We start from the raw sequence: 16,489 nt of genomic DNA on the forward strand, positions 1-16,489 counted from the left end.
CGGCCCCGTGGTGTCTCACGGTCCCTGGGGGACTTCCGGCGCTATGCCGGGTCGCACGTTCTCGACGCCGAGAAGGAGATGCCCCCTGTGTAAGGGGCCGCCTGCGCTTTGACCTTTTCCGGCAGGGGCCCGACACCCATGAAGCCGCGCCAGCCGCCGGACGTGAGGTCGGTCGTCACTTCTTTTCCCGCCGTCTTCACGCCCTCCGGGCCCGGAAACTTCCACCCACGCTTCTGCAGACGGCTCACGACAAGGCGGAAGTCCGCCTTGTCCGGGACCGCGCGGGAGAAAACAGTGGCATCGATCTGGCAGGCGTTGAGGCGCTCTCCCCGGTCGAGGAGGCTCGGGCGTCCCCCGAAGCTCGCGGTGGCGGAAGTGAAGTCGTTCAATGCCTGGGTCCGGCTCTTCTCCGCTGACGCTGACGACGGCCGGCGCGTTCCGGACGTGGCCGGTGCCTCCTCGGCGCCTCCACAGCCCGCGAGCAGCAGCATGGCAACGACGCCGACTGCCGTCGTCTGTCTGAGTCCTCCCAATTCCCACCCCTGGTGTGCGGACCTGGCGTCTAACACCAGGTCAGAGGTGGGCAGTCCTGTCATGCACAAGTCCGCTCTGCCTGACGGTCGCACTGCCCGGTGATCACTTCGACCGGCGGCGTCTGTCCGTCGCGGTGGACCAGACGGCTCCGGCCAGGAGCAGCGCGCCTCCGGCCGCGAGCCAGAGCCATGGGCTCCACTCGTCCACACACGACTGGCCGGTCGCCGTCGTCGTGCAGACCGTGCCCGGGCCATGCCGATTCAGATACGCCACGTACAGCAGCGGCAGGCCGACGCCGGAGAGCAGACCGGGAAGCCCGGCCGCACTCCGCCGACGGGTGGCCACTCCGAGGGCGGCCGCGACGGAGATCAGCAGCACGTACGGGCCGATGGTCGGGATGGTCAGAACGCCGAGACCGGCGGCGGCGCCGATCGCGAGCCAGGCGAGGAACCAGGGCCGTGAACTGCTTTCACATGCGCCGCTCACGGTCGCTTCCCTTCGGCCTTCGGCCTTCGGCGTCGGGTGAGCGGCGTCAGCGTCCGGCCGTGTGCGTCACGAAGTCGGTCCACGGCCCGGTCGCGAACGCGAGGTGGGTCCGCGTCCTGTCCTTGGAGTCCCGGACGTGGACTGTTTCGGGGGTGGGGGCTATCTCGATGCAGTCGGAGCCGGGCTCGTTGCTGCTGTAGCTGCTCTTGGACCAGTTCAGCTCGGAGCCGTCGTCGGCTGCGGACCTGATGCTCATGTCTCTCCCAGCAGTTTCTCGATGAAGGCCATTGATTCCTGCGGCGTATGAGCCTGAGCCCGGATGCTCCCATATTGCATCTCCAGGAGCTGCACCTCCCTCGGCTCCGAGATCAGGCGGGTGACGTGCTGCACCTCCACGTATCCCAATGCGGCGCCGCCGCGGAGCTTCAGCACCCGGAAGGCGCCACCCAGGCCGGCGTGGTCCTCCCGGTCCGTGGGCATCACCTGGATCTCGATATTGCGGAACTGCCCTAGTTTCAGAAGGTGTTCGAGCTGCCGACGCCGTACCATCTTGCCGCCCAGCGGCCGCCGGAGCGTCACCTCTTCCTGGACGAAGCTGAAGACGGGCTCGGTCCGCGTCCTGTCGACGATCTCCTGCCGCGCCATGCGAGCGCCGACCTCCCGCTCGATGACGTCCTCGGTGATCAGCGGCCGCCTCATGCGATACGAGACCCGCGCGTACTCCTCGGTCTGCAACAGCGCCTGGATGTTGTGGTTGCTGTACGCCCCCAACTCCACCGCCTCGCCCTCCAGCTTCGCCAGATCCCGGAGCTTCTTCGGGTACCGCGCCTCCGCCACGTCCCGCTTCATCGCCGCGATGATGCCGCCCGCGTCCAGGAGCTCGTCCGCCTTGTCGAGGAACTCCGGCCTAGTAACGCGGCGCCCGCGCTCGACCGACGACACCAACTCCTCGCCGTAGCCGATCGACGCCCCGAACTCGCCCTGTGTCAGCGACGCCCGTTCGCGCCATGCCTTGATCTGCCGGCCGACGGCTTTGAGTACGGCCCCGGAGTCGTCCTCGGAGCCGTTGTCCCAGCCGGGGGCATTCGCGCGCTCGGCCATCGGGTGGTCCATGCAGCCCGCCTCCGCATCCGGCACGGGGTACTGGCCGGACAACGCCGGTCGGCACCCGGACAGTAACGCCGCGTCCCGGCGTCGTCACTGTGCAGCGTAGGTGCGGACGGCCACGCTGAGTGACGTGAATCAGGAAATGACCCACATCTCCGTTACCGCCCGTCAGTTCACCGTGCTGCTCTCGTCCAGGCGACGAGGTGCCCGGCTGGCCCGGTTGCTCACCGTGCAGCAACTTCTCGACTGGGGACGGCCGTCAGCCGATGCCGCCGCGCAGGTCGTCGCCGAGCTCGCGACAAACGCCGTGTGCCACGGCCGTGTTGCCGGTCGGGATTTCCGGCTGACGCTCAGGCTGTCTGTCACGGACACGCTCCGGATCGCGGTGACCGACACCCGGGGCGAAGACCTTCCCCGCGTCACTCGACGCGGCGCGTCGGACGCCGAGTCGGGACGGGGACTCGTCCTCGTGGAGGCATACGCCGACCGCTGGGGTGTCGAACTGGGGCCCGAGCCCGGGAAAACGGTCTGGGCCGAGCTCGAACTCGGCCTGCGGCTTGTCCTCTGAACCCCCGCCCCACCGGGTCGTGAGCCTCGGCGGTCCGGCAGACCCCGCCGCCGTCCGCGTCACCGAGGAAACGCGGCGGACACCCCGGCTGTCAGGATGCGGTGGGGCTTTCCCGAGCCGTCCGACGGGATCGCGTACAGGTCCGCTCCGTAGTCGCCCGGCAGTGCGTAGACCACCGTGTGTCCGTCGCGCCAGACCGCCTGGTCGTCGACGCTGCGGGGCTCGGCGAGGGCGGTTTCCCGCTGGGTGCGCAGGTCGAGGACGTACAGGTGCCAGGGGGCGTCCTTCGGGAGTCCCTTCGCGCGCTTCTTGTACGCGATGCGGGTGCCGTCGGGGGAGAGGGAGGGGCATTCGACGTTCTCGTGGACCGTCGTCACCGTGCGGGTGTCCAGATCGCCCCTGACCAGGTACGTCCGGCCCTTCGTCGCCAGCGTCGCGTAGAACGTGCGGTCGTCCGACGCGAACGTCACGCCCCAGAAGTTCCCGTCGGCCGCACGGTAGGGGCGGTCGTCCTTGACGATGCGGAAGGACTCCAGGGACGGGATCAGCTTCCCCGTCCTCGTGTCCACGATCGCCGCCCGCGTCGAGAAGTCCGTGCCCGCGTACGAGTCGCCTCCCACGAACGCCGTCCACGCCGCCAGGTGGCCCGTCGGGGAGACGCGGGCCCGGGAGGGGATGCCGGGGACGGCGTAGTGGGCCCTGGTGTGCAGACGCGCGTCGAGGATCACCGCGCGGTAGGTGTCCGAGACCGTTCCGTGGACCGCCTGGAGGCACACTCCCGTGCCCGAGGCGGCGTAGAAGCGCAGGCACTTGACGCCGGACGAGGTGCGGGGGCCCGACGGGTCGGACGACGGGACCGTGGTCAGTTCGTCGCGGTGCGGGCCCCAGGCCATGTTGCGGAACACCATGCGGCCGGGGGCGGTGAGGGTGACCGTGCCGGACGTGACCTCCGGGCCGCCCGGCACGGCCTGGTTCCGGCGCTCCGCGCGCGCCGAGGCGTGCAGGACCGAGGCCGCCGCGACCGCCGCGAGGGCGACGATTGCCGAGAGCAGGATCAGGACGCGGGTGCGGACGGTCATGCCGGTGCGGACGGTCATGCCGGTGCCGTGCCTTTCGGGCGGAGGGTCGAGACGTCGCCTTCGGACGGAGGGTCGGGACGTCGCTTTCGGGGCAACGGGTCAGGACGTCCAGATCCCGGTGATGTCCTTCGCGGAGGCCGCGTTGCCCGCGTGGGTCGCCAGGCCCTGTAAGTCCTCCAGGGTGCGCAGCAGGTCGTAGTGGTTGTAGGTGGTGGAGGAGGACGAACCCGCTGTCACCGGCTGGCCGTACAGGACCGTCGGAATGCGGTTGCCGCTGAGCCGGTTGTCCTCGTCGAAGGTGACGACGAGGAGGCTGTTGTGGGTCTTCGCCCAGGTGGCGTACGCGCCGAGCTTGTTCTTGAGCCAGGTGTCGCCGGTCGCCACCGAGCAGTCGTGCATGTCGCTGCACAGGTTGGGGACGACGAAGGAGACGTCGGGCAGTGTCGTGTAGTCGGTCGGGAACTGCGCGAAGGTCTTCGCGGTCGACGTCGGTACGTTGCTGAAGCCGAACCACGGATTGTGCTTGCGGGCGTACGTGCCGCTGCTGCACGTGGTCGAACCCTGGCTGGGCAGCGTCTCGTTGTAGCTCGCCCACGTGTGGCCGGCGGCGATCAGCTCGGAGGCGAGGTTGGCGGCCGAGGAGAAGCCGGGGCTGTAGCAGCTGTCGTCCGTGACGCCCTGGGTGGAGCCGGAGAACAGGGCGAAGTAGTTCGGCTGGCTCGGGTGGGTCTCGGCGTACGCCTGGCTGAGGTTCGCGCCGCCGGTCCTCAGCGAGTTGATGTACGGCGCGCTGGAGGAGCCGATCACCTGGCTGTAGGCGTGGTTCTCGAAGACCACGACGATCACGTGGTCCGGGCTCGGCACGGCGGCCGCGGCCGCCTGGGCGGACGAGAGGCCGCCGAGGCCGGTCCAGAGCCCGGCCGCGGCCGCGGTGAAGGCCAGGGCCGAGGCCACGAGGGCACGACTGCGTCGGTACACGGTTCTGCCGGACACGGGAGACCTCCGGTGGGGGGAGGGGCGGGGGGCGGCGGTGCAGACAGAGCATGCACACGCCAATATTCCCCTGCCCGACCTCATCGAACCGGGCGGATGAAGAGCGGGTGAACTACTCCTGCGGGCCCGCCAGACCGGCGAGCACCTGGTGCAGGGGTTCCGTCACCCGTCGCCGGTACTCCTGGATCGCCCAGCCGTTGCCGTCCGGGTCCTTGAAGTACATGAAGGTGGCTCCGTCCTGCGGCGCGAACTGCTGCGGCTCGCTGACCTCGAGACCGCGCGCGGTCAGCTCCTCGTACGCCGCCTTCGCGTCCGTGACGCACAGCTGCATCCCGTGGTACGTCCCCGGCTGCGGCGTCCCGGTCGGCACCTGGAGCCCGTCCACGAGCGCGATCGAACACCCGGAGCCGGGCGGGGTGAGCTGCACGATCCGTACGCCCTCCATCACCTCGCCGTCGAGATCGACGTGGAAGCCGACCTTGTCCCGGTAGAACTCCTTGGCCCGGTCCACGTCGGAAACCGGCAACAGGATCACTTCGAGCGTCATCTCCATGGAACGACTCCTTCGTCGTACGCCGGACCTCCGTCAACCGAATCGCCGCCGTGTCCGGCTGGACGGCTCTCCTCACCGAAGCCGAAAACATGGCCGGGCGCCACCGAGAACGCGAAACCGCCCCGAGGACGTGCCGGGGAAGCGACCCGCCCCGCGCCTGCCGGACGGCAGGTGACCCGCGGAAACCACTCACCCGCCCCGGCGCTTCCCCGGCGCTCTCCGGTTAGGCTCGACCGGGTACGACCTTGATCCGACGGCTCGTACGCACGTGATCCAGACGGGAGGCCGAGGATGACGGCGCCGGGGCGCAGGAGCAGTACCTTCACGCGGCTGCTGCGGCACGGCTTCACCGATCCCTCGGCCGCCGAGCGCCTCCTGGACAGCGTGGAACTCGCCCCCGTGCGCGACGACCCGGTCCTGCTGGAGGCGCTCGGCGCGACCGCCGACCCCGACCTCGCCCTGCACGGTCTCGTCCGGCTGCTCGAAGCGCAGCCCGCCCCCACCGCCCGGCGGGAACTGCTCGACACGCTGATAGCGGCCAAGCCGCTGCGCGACCGGCTGCTCGGCGTGCTCGGGGCGTCCGCCGCCCTCGCCGACCACCTCGCCCGGCATCCGAGCGACTGGCAGGCACTCGTCACCTACGAGCCGCGGGACCTGCACCCCGGGGTGGAGGAGTTCGAGCGGGGCCTCGCGGAGGCGACCGACCCGGTGTCCCTGCGCGTCGGCTACCGCCGCTGCCTGCTGTCCATCGCCGCCCGGGACGTGTGCGGCACCACCGACCTCGCCGAGACCGCAGCCGAACTCGCCGACCTCGCCACCGCGACCCTGCGCGCCGCCCTCGGCCTGGCCCGCGCCGCCGCGCCCGACGACGCCGCGCTGTGCCGGCTCGCGGTGATCGCGATGGGCAAGTGCGGCGGCCACGAGCTGAACTACGTGTCCGACGTGGACGTCATCTTCGTCGGCGAGGCCGTGGAGGGCGCCGACGAGGGCAAGGCACTGCGCTCCGCGACCAAGCTGGCCTCGCACATGATGCGGATCTGCTCCGAGACCACCGTCGAGGGCTCGATCTGGCCCGTCGACGCCAATCTGCGCCCCGAGGGCAGGAACGGCCCGCTGGTGCGCACGCTCAGCAGCCACCTCGCCTACTACCAGCGCTGGGCCAAGACCTGGGAGTTCCAGGCCCTGCTGAAGGCGCGCCCGGTGGCCGGCGACATCGGGCTCGGCGAGGAGTACGTCGCCGCGCTCGAACCCCTGGTCTGGAAGGCCGCGGAGCGCGAGAACTTCGTCGCCGACGTGCAGAAGATGCGCCGCCGGGTCGTCGAGAACATCCCGGCCGCCCAGATCGAGCGCGAACTCAAGCTCGGTCCGGGCGGCCTGCGGGACGTCGAGTTCGCCGTGCAACTGCTCCAGCTGGTGCACGGCAGAGCCGACGTCTCGCTGCGCAGCGGCACCACCCTGCACGCCCTGCACGCCCTGGCCACCGGCGGCTACGTCGGCCGCGCGGACGCCGTGCAGCTCGACGAGGCCTACCGCTTCCTGCGCTCCATGGAGCACCGCATCCAGCTCTACCGGCTGCGCCGCACCCACCTCGTCCCCGAGGACGAGGCCGACCTGCGCCGCATCGGCCGTTCCCTCGGCCTGCGCGCCGACCCGGTCGCCGACCTGCGCCGCGAGTGGAAACGGCACACCGGCGTCGTACGGCGTCTGCACGAGAAGCTGTTCTACCGGCCGCTGCTCGACGCGGTCGCCCAACTCGCCTCCGGCGAGGCCCGGTTGAGCCCGCGGGCGGCCCGGGAACGACTGGTCGCGCTCGGGTACGCCGACCCCGCGGCCGCGCTGCGCCACCTGGAGGCGCTGGCCTCCGGAGTCAGCCGCAAGGCCGCCATCCAGCGCACCCTGCTGCCCGTCCTGCTCGGCTGGTTCGCGGACTCCGCCGACCCGGACGCGGGTCTGCTCAACTTCCGCAAGGTGTCGGACGCCCTGGGCAAGACCCCCTGGTACCTGCGGCTGCTGCGGGACGAGGGCGCCGCCGCGGAGAACCTGGCGCGCGTCCTGTCCGCCGGCCGGCTCGCCCCCGACCTGCTGATGCGCGCACCGGAAGCGGTGGCGCTGCTCGGCGACGGCGACGCCGGTGGCCTGGAGCCACGCGGAGGCGGCCACCTGGAGCAGGAGATCCTCGCCGCCGTCGGCCGCGCCGAAGGCGCCGCGCAGGCGGTCACCGCGGCCCGTGGCGTGCGCCGCCGCGAACTCTTCCGTACGGCCGCCGCGGACATCGTCGGCTCCTACGGCACCGAGGCCCAGCCCGTCGAGGCCGACCAGGGGGCGCTCGTCGACCTGGTCGGCGGCGCGGTCTCGGACCTGACGGCCGCGACCCTGGCCGGCACACTGCGCGCGGTCGTCCGCGAAGGCTGGGGCGACAGCCTGCCCACCCGCTTCGCCGTCATCGGCATGGGCCGTTTCGGCGGCCACGAACTGGGCTACGGCTCCGACGCGGACGTCCTGTTCGTGCACGAGCCGCGCGAGGGCGTCGACGAGCGCAAGGCCGCCGAGGCGGCCAACAAGGTCGTCTCCGAGATGCGCCGCCTGCTCCAGCTGCCCAGTGCGGACCCCCCGCTGCTCATCGACGCCGACCTGCGCCCGGAGGGCAAGTCCGGGCCGCTCGTACGGACGCTGAAGTCGTACGGGGCCTACTACCGGCGCTGGTCCCTGGTCTGGGAGGCGCAGGCGTTGCTGCGGGCCGAACCCGTGGCCGGGGACGTGGACCTGGGCCGCCGATTCATCGAGCTGGTCGACCCGCTGAGGTATCCGGCGGACGGACTCGGCGAGGACGCCGTACGGGAGATCCGGCGCCTGAAGGCCCGGATGGAGTCCGAGCGGATGCCGCGCGGCGCCGACCCCAAGCTGCACACCAAGCTCGGGCCCGGCGGCCTGTCCGACGTCGAGTGGACGGTGCAGCTGATCCAGATGCGGCACGGTTCGACGCGGGCCGGGCTGCGCACCACCCGCACCCGTGAGGCCCTGGCCGAGGCGCGCGCCGCCGGGTTCATCGGCGAGGAGGACGCCGCGACCCTCGACGAGGCGTGGGTACTGGCGACCCGGGTCCGCAACGCGGTGATGCTGGTGCGGGGCCGCGCCGGGGACACGTTCCCCTCGGACGCCCGTGAGCTGGGCGCGGTGGGCCGGTATCTGGGCTACGGCCCCGGCCACGTGGGCGACATGCTGGACGACTACCGGCGTACGACCCGCAGGGCCCGAAGCGTGGTGGACGAGCTGTTCTACGGGGCCACGGAACGGTAGGCCGCCGGCTCTCGCCGCGTGGTCACCGCCGGTGACGTGATGCACCCGGTGACTTGGGATCCGTGACGGACACGGGGCCCGACGGCGGCCGGAACCGGCCGCCGGTCCTGGTCACAGCCCCGGTCCTGGACCTGTTCCTGGTCAGCCCCGGCCCTGGCTCCGGGCCCGCCCCTTCACCGCCGGCAGCAGCGGTCCCATCGCGTCCTGTGCCGGTGGCGTCGGCGGGAGTGTGTACGGCAGGGCCCCGTACCAGACCCGTGCCACCGCGAAGCCGAAGGCCAGGCACAGCATGCCGCCCACCGCGTCCAGCCAGAAGTGGTTGGCGGTGGCGACGATGACCACGAGGGTGGCCGCCGGGTAGAGCAGGCCCAGCACCCGGACCCACGGGACCCTGGCCAGGGCGAAGATGGTCAGCCCGCACCACAGGGACCAGCCGATGTGCATGGAGGGCATCGCCGCGTACTGGTTCGACATGTTCTTCAGGTCGCCCGAAGCCATCGATCCCCAGGTCTGGTGGACCATGACGGTGTCGACGAAGTGGCCGCCGGTCATCAGCCGGGGCGGGGCGAGCGGGTACAGGTAGTAACCGACCAGGGCGACGACCGTGGTCGCGAAGAGCACCAGACGCGCCGCCGCGTAGCGGCCCGGATGACTGCGGTACAGCCACACCAGCACACCCAGCGTGATCACGAAGTGCAGTGTCGCGTAGTAGTAGTTCATCCCGACGATGAGCCAAGTGACCGAGTTGATCCCGTGGTTGACGGACTCCTCGACGGCGATGCCGAGGTGGTGCTCGGCCCGCCAGAGCCAGTCGGCGTTGCGCAGCGCCTGTCCCCGCTGCTCCGGGACCGCGTTGCGGATCAGTGAGTACGTCCAGTAACTCACCGCGATCAGCAGGATCTCGAACCACAGCCGAGGACGGCGCGGGGTGCGCAGCCGGCGCAGGAGACCCTGCCCCGCCGCCTCGTTCGTGACGGGGTGCGGAACGGCCTCGGTACGGCCTTCCAGTGTCGTCACGGTCGTATCACCCATAGACACGAAGTCTGCCAGAAAAGCCTTCTTCACCGATCATCCACGGGGCGGGTCCGGGCCGCATGTTCTACGGCGTACGGACTGCCGCGTCTCCTACCGGCGCAGTGGGTGAAACCGTGACGTCTCCGCCCTACGGACGATTTCGGGCCCCAGGGGCCGAAGCCGTCGAACCGCGCACCACCAGTTCCGGCATGAACACGAACTCACTGTGCGGAGCTGGCGTCCCGCCGATCTCCTCCAGCAGCGTGCGCACCGCCGCCTGCCCCATCGCGGGGACCGGCTTGCGGACCGTCGTCAGGGGCGGGTCGGTGAAGGCGATCAGCGGGGAGTCGTCGAAGCCCACCACGGACACGCCCTTGGGGACGTCCAGGCCCCGCTGCCGGGCGGCCCTTATGGCGCCGAGCGCCATCATGTCGCTGGCGCACACCACCGCGGTGCAGTCCCGCTCGATGAGCGCGCCGGCCGCGGCCTGGCCGCCCTCCAGGGTGTACAGCGAGTGCTGGACGAGCTGCGACTCGACGGCCTCCGCGCTCAGCCCCAGCTGGTCCTGCATCGTGCGGACGAAGCCCTCGATCTTGCGCTGCACCGGCACGAACCGCTTCGGGCCCAGTGCCAGGCCGATCCGGGTGTGCCCCAGGGACACCAGGTGCGTGACCGCGAGGCTCATCGCGGCCCGGTCGTCGGGGGAGATGAACGGCGCCTGCACCTTCGGCGAGAAGCCGTCGACGAGCACGAAGGGCACGCCCTGCGCCCGCAGCTGCTCGTAGCGCTGCATGTCGGCGGTGGTGTCGGCGTGCAGACCGGAGACGTAGATGATGCCGGCGACCCCGCGGTCCACCAGCATCTCGGTCAGCTCGTCCTCGGTGGACCCGCCCGGGGTCTGGGTGGCGAGGACCGGGGTGTAGCCCTGCCGCGTCAGCGCCTGGCCGATGACCTGGGCCAGGGCCGGGAATATCGGGTTCTCCAGCTCCGGCGTTATCAGGCCCACCAGGCCCTCGCTGCGCTGCCGCAGACGCACCGGGCGTTCGTAGCCCAGCACGTCGAGGGCGGCCAGCACGGACTGGCGTGTGGTGGCGGCGACGCCCGGCTTGCCGTTGAGGACCCGGCTGACGGTCGCTTCGCTCACCCCCGCCTGAGCAGCGATGTCGGCAAGCCGTGTGGTCACAGGGGTGGACTGTACCGGTCGACCTTCACCTTGCGCACCAATCGGACGCCGGGCACGAGCGGTTGAACGGCCCCGTGCGGGTTGCTGCGTCATCGCGTTCCCTCGTGTTCTGGTCGGCGTCTGCTCCGCGCTTCAGCAAGAGCTTGCAGAGCTTGCAGAGTCTTGCACATCGGTGGCTCTGCCCGCTCAGAGCCCGGGTCATGCGGTTTCCGGAGGGTCCCGGAGAGGTCACGGCCGGGTAACTCCACGGCCGTCTTGCACTTTTTTGCTGCAAGGTCTTTCGCAGGGCTTACATCGCTGTTACGTTCACGTCGCCCGGCGGCGGCAACGGCGCAGTCGGCAAGTCGACAGGAGCGGCGGACGGGACCGCCTCCTGTGAGCACACGGGCTTTCACCCTCAAGGAGAACTCATGCGGCGTGGCATAGCGGCCACTGCGCTGGTGGCGTCACTCGCCCTCGCGGCGACGGCCTGCGGCGGGAACGACAGCGGCAGCGACAAGGCGGACGGCCCGGTCACCATCACCTGGTGGGACACCTCCAACGCCACCAATGAGGCCCCGACGTACCAGGCCCTGGTCAAGGAGTTCGAGGCCGCCAACAAGGACGTCAAGGTCAAGTACGTCAACGTCCCCTTCGACCAGGCGCAGAACAAGTTCGACACGGCCGCCGGCTCCAAGGGCGCCCCGGACATCCTGCGCTCCGAGGTCGGCTGGACCCCCGCCTTCGCGAAGAAGGGCTTCTTCCTGCCGCTGGACGGCACGGAGGCCCTCGCGGACCAGGCCAAGTTCCAGCCCAGCCTGATCGAGCAGGCCAAGTACGAGGGCAAGACGTACGGCGTTCCGCTGGTCACCGACACCCTCGCGCTGGTCTACAACAAGGCCCTGTTCAAGAAGGCCGGCATCACCGAGGCCCCCACGACGTGGGACGAGCTGAAGGCCGACGCGGCCAAGGTCGAGGCCAAGGCCAAGGTCGACGGCTACTGGGGCTCCACCCAGGCCTACTACGCGCAGACCTTCCTCTACGGCGAGGGCACCGACACCGTCGACGCCGCCGCCAAGAAGATCACCGTGAACTCGGACGCCGCCAAGAAGGGCTACGGCACCTGGCAGAGCCTCTTCTCCGGCAAGGGCCTGCACAAGGCCGACACCACCGCCGACGCCTACGCCCACATCCAGGAGGCGTTCGTCAACGGCAAGGTCGCCTCGATCATCCAGGGCCCGTGGGAGATCACGAACTTCTACAAGGGCTCGGCGTTCAAGGACAAGGGCAACCTCGGCATCGCCACCGTCCCGGCCGGCTCCAGCGGCAAGGCGGGCGCCCCGACCGGCGGCCACAACCTCTCGGTGTACGCCGGCTCGGACAAGGCCCACCAGCAGGCGGCGCTGAAGTTCCTGAAGTTCATGACCTCGGCGAAGTCCCAGGAGACGATCGCCCTGAAGAACTCCACGCTGCCGACGCGTGACGACGCCTACACCGCCGAGGTCAAGGCCGACCCGGGCATCGCCGGCTACCAGGGTGTCCTGGCCGCCGCCCAGCCGCGCCCGGCACTGCCCGAGTACAGCTCCCTGTGGGGCCCGCTGGACACCGAGCTGGTGAAGATCGCGGGCGGCAACGAGTCCCTCGACAAGGGCCTCGGCAACGCCGAGCTCGCGATCGAGAAGCTGGTTCCGGACTTCAGCAAGTAAGCCCGTGTGGCCGTCGGATCCTCCCCCGAGCGATCCGGCGGCCACCGGCCTGTGCGCCGTACTCCCCGATCCGCAGCTGCTCCTCACGAAGGTTGTCGAACCATGACAGTCGCCATCGACCGCGCGACCGGAAAGACCCGAGGCGACCACGGGTCACGCCCCGGGCCGCTCCAGCGGCTCAAGCACGGATACCAGAAGCACTGGTACGCGTACGCGATGATCGCGCCCGTGGTCGTCGTGCTCGGCGTCCTCGTGATCTACCCCCTGGTGTACGGCCTCTACCTGACCCTCACCGACGCCAACAGCCTCAACACGGCCCGCACGATCGGCGTCAACCACATCGACGCCACCTACCAGTTCATCGGCCTGGACAACTACGCCGACATCCTGTGGGGTCCGACGGCGTACGACCGCTTCTGGTCGCACTTCGTCTGGACGATCGCCTGGACCGCGCTCTGCGTCACCCTGCACTACTGCATCGGCCTGGGCCTGGCCCTGCTGCTCAACCAGAAGCTGCGCGGCCGGACCTTCTACCGGCTGGTGCTGATCCTGCCGTGGGCCGTGCCGACCTTCGTCACCGTCTTCGGCTGGCGCTTCATGCTCGCCGACGGCGGCATCATCAACACCGCCCTGGACGCGCTCCACCTGCCGTCACCGCTGTGGCTGGAGGACACCTTCTGGCAGCGGTTCGCCGCGATCATGGTCAACACCTGGTGCGGTGTCCCCTTCATGATGCTGTCGCTGCTCGGCGGCCTGCAGTCCGTCGACGCCTCGCTGTACGAGGCCGCCGAGATGGACGGGGCCAGTGCCTGGCAGCAGTTCCGGTACGTCACCCTGCCGGGCCTGCGGTCCGTCAGCTCGACCGTCGTCCTGCTCGGCATCATCTGGACCTTCAACCAGTTCGCCATCATCTTCCTGCTGTTCGGCAACACCGCCCCCGACGCGCAGATCCTCGTCACCTGGGCCTACTACCTCGGCTTCGGACAGCAGCCGCGTGACTTCGCCCAGTCGGCGGCCTACGGCATCCTGCTGCTGGCCATCCTGATCGTCTTCACCTCCTTCTACCGCCGCTGGCTGAACCGCAATGACCAGCAGCTCGCGATCTGAGGCAGGAGTTCCCATGAGCACCACCACCGTCGAGACCCCCGGCGCGGACACCGTGCAGGGCCCCGCCACCGCCCCGGCCCGCCGGGTCCGCCGTGGCGAGACCGGCCCCACCGCGCGCCTCGTCTCCCACGGCCTGCTGATCGTGGCGAGCCTGATCGCGCTGTTCCCGGTCGCCTGGCTGGTCTACCTGTCCCTCGGCCCGGACAAGGACGACTACCTGCACCCCGGCGGCATCTGGCACAAGATGACGTTCGACAACTACGCGTTCGTCCTGCGGCACACGAAGTTCTTCGACTGGCTGCAGACCACGCTCATCGTCACACTCGGCACCACGGCCATCGGTGTGATCATCTCCGCCACCACCGGCTACGCGGTCTCCCGGATGCGCTTCCCGGGCTACAAGAAGTTCATGTGGGTACTCCTGGTCACCCAGATGTTCCCGGTCGCCGTCCTCATGGTGCCGATGTACCAGATTCTCTCCGACCTCCAGCTCATCGACAGCTACCTTGGTCTTGTCCTCGTCTACTGCTCGACCGTCGTCCCGTACTGTGCGTGGCTGATGAAGGGCTACTTCGACACCATCCCGTTCGAGATCGACGAGGCGGGACGCGTCGACGGGCTGACCCCCTTCGGCACGTTCGCGCGACTGATCCTGCCGCTCGCCAAGCCGGGCCTGGCGGTCGCCGCGTTCTACAGCTTCCTCACGGCGTTCGGTGAGGTCGCGTTCGCGTCGACGTTCATGCTGTCCGACACGAAGTACACCTTCGCCGTCGGCCTGCAGACCTTCGTCAGTGAGCACGACGCGCAGCGCAACCTCATGGCCGCCACCGCGGTACTGATCGCCATACCGGTCTCCGCGTTCTTCTACTTCGTGCAGAAGAACCTGGTGACCGGCCTGACCGCGGGCGGCACGAAGGGCTGACGCCCACAGACTCCCGCGCGCCTCACCGCGCGCGGGTGGCGGCCGCGGTGCCCATCCGACCCCGCAGCACCGCGGCCGCCTCGTCACCTGCCGCCGTACCCCACCGCCATACGACCAGAAGGCCTCCCCGCTCCCGCCTCCGCCCGAGCGGGGGGACCCCCATCGCTTCAAGGACGCCATGAGCCAGCACTCCGCCGACCCGGCACCGAACTCCGCCGTCGCCACCGTCGCCCAGAGCCGCGACTGGTGGCGGGACGCGGTGATCTACCAGGTCTACCCGCGCAGCTTCGCCGACAGCAACGGCGACGGCATGGGGGACCTGGAGGGCGTACGGTCCCGACTCCCGTACCTGCGCGACCTGGGCGTGGACGCCGTGTGGCTGAGCCCCTTCTACGCCTCGCCGCAGGCCGACGCCGGCTACGACGTGGCCGACTACCGGGCCGTGGACCCCATGTTCGGCAACCTCCTGGACGCCGACGCGCTGATCCGCGACGCTCACGAGCTGTCCCTGCGGATCATCGTCGACCTGGTCCCCAACCACTCCTCCGACCAGCACGAATGGTTCAAGCGAGCGCTGCGGGAGGGCCCCGGATCGGCGCTGCGGGACCGGTACCACTTCCGCCCGGGCAAGGGTGCGAACGGCGAGCTGCCGCCCAACGACTGGGAGTCGATCTTCGGCGGCCCCGCCTGGACCCGGGTCACCGAGCCGGACGGCACGCCGGGGGAGTGGTACCTGCACCTCTTCGCCCCCGAGCAGCCCGACTTCAACTGGGAACACCCGGCCGTCGGCGACGAGTTCCGCTCCATCCTGCGCTTCTGGCTCGACATGGGCGTGGACGGCTTCCGGATCGACGTGGCGCACGGCCTGGTGAAGGCGGCGGGTCTGCCGGACCTGGGATCCCACGACCAGGTGAAGCTGCTGGGCAACGATGTCATGCCGTTCTTCGACCAGGACGGCGTGCACGAGGTCTACCGGCAGTGGCGGACGATCCTCGACGAGTACTCCGGTGAACGTATTTTCGTGGCCGAGGCGTGGACGCCGACGATCGAGCGCACCGCCAACTACGTGCGTCCGGACGAGCTCCACCAGGCCTTCAACTTCCAGTACCTGGCCACCGCCTGGGACGCCGAGGAACTGCGCGAGGTCGTCGACCGCACGCTGGACGCGATGCGCCCGGTCGGCGCCCCCGCCACCTGGGTCCTGTCCAACCACGACGTCACCCGGCACGCCACCCGCTTCGCCAACCCGCCCGGCCTCGGCACCCAGATCCGCCTGGCCGGCGACCGCGAACTCGGCCTGCGCCGGGCTCGCGCGGCCACCCTGCTGATGCTGGCGCTGCCCGGCTCGGCGTACGTCTACCAGGGCGAGGAGCTCGGCCTGCCGGACGTCGTCGACCTGGCGGACGAGGTGCGCCAGGACCCCGCCTACTTCCGGGGCGAGGGTCAGGACGGCTTCCGCGACGGCTGCCGGGTGCCGATCCCGTGGACGCGCACCGGCACGTCGTACGGCTTCGGCGGCGGAGGCAGCTGGCTGCCGCAGCCGGCGGGCTGGGGCGAGCTGAGCATCGAGGCGCAGACGGGGGCGCCGGACTCCACCCTGGAGCTGTACCGGGCCGCCCTGGCGATCCGCCGGACGCAGCCCGACCTGGGCGCGGGCGACTCGGTGCAGTGGCTGCGGGCGCCCGAGGGCGTGCTCTCCTTCCGGCGCGGGGACTTCGTGTGTGTCGCCAACACCGGCGGCGAGTCGGTGACGACCCCGGTGTACGGCCGTGTGCTGCTCGCCAGCGGTGAGGTGGCCGAGACGGACGGCGAGGCGAAGGTGCCCGCGAACACGACGGTGTGGTTCAGCACGGTCTGACCGGTTGCCGGAGGGCCGCCCTCCGCTTGTTGGCAAGTTCTTGCATCAACTTCATTCGGCCCGCTGCCTTTTCAGGCAGCGGGCCTTTAACATCTGCGTCACC

The 16,489-nt window shown here is 70.2% G+C and carries 15 protein-coding genes; 6 read left to right on the forward strand and 9 right to left on the reverse strand.

All coding sequences use genetic code 11. The annotated features are described in order from the left end of the window. Positions 1 to 41 precede the first annotated feature (41 nt). From OG985_RS32690 to OG985_RS32705, 4 genes are all read right to left on the reverse strand, one after another. Positions 42 to 491 carry a hypothetical protein gene (locus OG985_RS32690; RefSeq protein ID WP_371671942.1) on the reverse strand — a complete coding sequence of 150 codons (450 nt, stop codon included), beginning with the start codon at positions 489 to 491 and terminating at the stop codon, positions 42 to 44. Positions 492 to 636: 145 nt separating this feature from the next. Continuing rightward, complete coding sequence (locus OG985_RS32695) at positions 637 to 1,020, reverse strand: hypothetical protein (protein WP_371671943.1); 384 nt, start codon at positions 1,018 to 1,020, stop codon at positions 637 to 639. Between the two features lie 46 nt (positions 1,021 to 1,066). After that, on the reverse strand, positions 1,067 to 1,276 hold the full coding sequence (locus tag OG985_RS32700) for a DUF397 domain-containing protein (RefSeq protein ID WP_371671944.1): 210 nt from the start codon (positions 1,274 to 1,276) through the stop codon (positions 1,067 to 1,069). Next, positions 1,273 to 2,133 (reverse strand): helix-turn-helix transcriptional regulator, encoded by an 861-nt coding sequence (locus OG985_RS32705; RefSeq protein WP_371671945.1) that lies wholly within the window; start codon positions 2,131 to 2,133, stop codon positions 1,273 to 1,275. Before OG985_RS32705 ends, OG985_RS32700 begins: the two co-directional genes overlap by 4 nt. Positions 2,134 to 2,257: 124 nt before the next feature. Here OG985_RS32705 and OG985_RS32710 point away from each other — a divergent pair, with 124 nt between their 5' ends. Continuing rightward, positions 2,258 to 2,695 (forward strand): ATP-binding protein, encoded by a 438-nt coding sequence (locus tag OG985_RS32710; protein WP_371674569.1) that lies wholly within the window; start codon positions 2,258 to 2,260, stop codon positions 2,693 to 2,695. A gap of 59 nt (positions 2,696 to 2,754) precedes the next feature. On the opposite strand, the gene OG985_RS32715 is transcribed toward OG985_RS32710, so the two are convergent. The 3 genes from OG985_RS32715 to OG985_RS32725 all read right to left on the reverse strand — a co-directional run bounded on the left by OG985_RS32715 (position 2,755) and on the right by OG985_RS32725 (position 5,320). Then, complete coding sequence (locus tag OG985_RS32715) at positions 2,755 to 3,774, reverse strand: TolB family protein (RefSeq protein WP_371674570.1); 1,020 nt, start codon at positions 3,772 to 3,774, stop codon at positions 2,755 to 2,757. A gap of 99 nt (positions 3,775 to 3,873) precedes the next feature. Continuing rightward, entirely contained in the window at positions 3,874 to 4,767 is an 894-nt protein-coding gene (locus OG985_RS32720) for an alkaline phosphatase family protein (RefSeq protein WP_371671946.1), read from the reverse strand. A gap of 112 nt (positions 4,768 to 4,879) precedes the next feature. Continuing rightward, complete coding sequence (locus OG985_RS32725; RefSeq protein WP_371671947.1) at positions 4,880 to 5,320, reverse strand: VOC family protein; 441 nt, start codon at positions 5,318 to 5,320, stop codon at positions 4,880 to 4,882. 291 nt (positions 5,321 to 5,611) lie between these two features. Between OG985_RS32725 and OG985_RS32730 the strand changes: the two genes are divergently transcribed. Continuing rightward, positions 5,612 to 8,617, forward strand: coding sequence for a bifunctional [glutamine synthetase] adenylyltransferase/[glutamine synthetase]-adenylyl-L-tyrosine phosphorylase (locus OG985_RS32730; protein WP_371671948.1), 3,006 nt, complete (start codon positions 5,612 to 5,614; stop codon positions 8,615 to 8,617). 141 nt (positions 8,618 to 8,758) lie between these two features. Here the strand turns inward: OG985_RS32730 and OG985_RS32735 are convergent, their stop codons facing one another. Together OG985_RS32735 and OG985_RS32740 are read right to left on the reverse strand one after the other, a co-directional pair. Further along, on the reverse strand, positions 8,759 to 9,649 hold the full coding sequence (locus OG985_RS32735) for a phosphatase PAP2 family protein (protein WP_371671949.1): 891 nt from the start codon (positions 9,647 to 9,649) through the stop codon (positions 8,759 to 8,761). Between the two features lie 130 nt (positions 9,650 to 9,779). After that, a complete protein-coding gene (locus tag OG985_RS32740) occupies positions 9,780 to 10,814 on the reverse strand; it encodes a LacI family DNA-binding transcriptional regulator (RefSeq protein WP_371671950.1) in 1,035 nt (344 codons plus the stop codon). Positions 10,815 to 11,224: 410 nt separating this feature from the next. Here OG985_RS32740 and OG985_RS32745 point away from each other — a divergent pair, with 410 nt between their 5' ends. The 4 genes from OG985_RS32745 to OG985_RS32760 all read left to right on the forward strand — a co-directional run bounded on the left by OG985_RS32745 (position 11,225) and on the right by OG985_RS32760 (position 16,386). Then, positions 11,225 to 12,499 carry an extracellular solute-binding protein gene (locus OG985_RS32745; protein ID WP_371671951.1) on the forward strand — a complete coding sequence of 425 codons (1,275 nt, stop codon included), beginning with the start codon at positions 11,225 to 11,227 and terminating at the stop codon, positions 12,497 to 12,499. 102 nt (positions 12,500 to 12,601) lie between these two features. After that, complete coding sequence (locus tag OG985_RS32750; RefSeq protein WP_371671952.1) at positions 12,602 to 13,606, forward strand: carbohydrate ABC transporter permease; 1,005 nt, start codon at positions 12,602 to 12,604, stop codon at positions 13,604 to 13,606. 13 nt (positions 13,607 to 13,619) lie between these two features. Beyond that, entirely contained in the window at positions 13,620 to 14,528 is a 909-nt protein-coding gene (locus OG985_RS32755) for a sugar ABC transporter permease (protein ID WP_371671953.1), read from the forward strand. Between the two features lie 178 nt (positions 14,529 to 14,706). Continuing rightward, positions 14,707 to 16,386: a glycoside hydrolase family 13 protein gene (locus OG985_RS32760; RefSeq protein ID WP_371671954.1), complete on the forward strand. Its 1,680-nt coding sequence runs from the start codon at positions 14,707 to 14,709 to the stop codon at positions 16,384 to 16,386. The last annotated feature ends 103 nt before the right edge of the window (positions 16,387 to 16,489 follow it).

It is taken from the genome of Streptomyces sp. NBC_00289, assembly GCF_041435115.1.
Classification (GTDB): domain Bacteria; phylum Actinomycetota; class Actinomycetes; order Streptomycetales; family Streptomycetaceae; genus Streptomyces.

What these genes read in the sequence shown, in the direction of transcription:
- OG985_RS32700 (WP_371671944.1), bottom strand. Translation starts at nt 1,276, where the DNA reads ATGAGCATCAGGTCCGCAGCCGACGACGGCTCCGAGCTGAACTGGTCC.
- OG985_RS32705 (WP_371671945.1), bottom strand. Translation starts at nt 2,133, where the DNA reads ATGGACCACCCGATGGCCGAGCGCGCGAATGCCCCCGGCTGGGACAAC.
- OG985_RS32690 (WP_371671942.1), bottom strand. Translation starts at nt 491, where the DNA reads ATGCTGCTGCTCGCGGGCTGTGGAGGCGCCGAGGAGGCACCGGCCACG.
- OG985_RS32760 (WP_371671954.1), top strand. Translation starts at nt 14,707, where the DNA reads ATGAGCCAGCACTCCGCCGACCCGGCACCGAACTCCGCCGTCGCCACC.
- OG985_RS32735 (WP_371671949.1), bottom strand. Translation starts at nt 9,649, where the DNA reads ATGGGTGATACGACCGTGACGACACTGGAAGGCCGTACCGAGGCCGTT.
- OG985_RS32725 (WP_371671947.1), bottom strand. Translation starts at nt 5,320, where the DNA reads ATGGAGATGACGCTCGAAGTGATCCTGTTGCCGGTTTCCGACGTGGAC.
- OG985_RS32750 (WP_371671952.1), top strand. Translation starts at nt 12,602, where the DNA reads ATGACAGTCGCCATCGACCGCGCGACCGGAAAGACCCGAGGCGACCAC.
- OG985_RS32755 (WP_371671953.1), top strand. Translation starts at nt 13,620, where the DNA reads ATGAGCACCACCACCGTCGAGACCCCCGGCGCGGACACCGTGCAGGGC.
- OG985_RS32715 (WP_371674570.1), bottom strand. Translation starts at nt 3,774, where the DNA reads ATGACCGTCCGCACCCGCGTCCTGATCCTGCTCTCGGCAATCGTCGCC.
- OG985_RS32745 (WP_371671951.1), top strand. Translation starts at nt 11,225, where the DNA reads ATGCGGCGTGGCATAGCGGCCACTGCGCTGGTGGCGTCACTCGCCCTC.
- OG985_RS32730 (WP_371671948.1), top strand. Translation starts at nt 5,612, where the DNA reads ATGACGGCGCCGGGGCGCAGGAGCAGTACCTTCACGCGGCTGCTGCGG.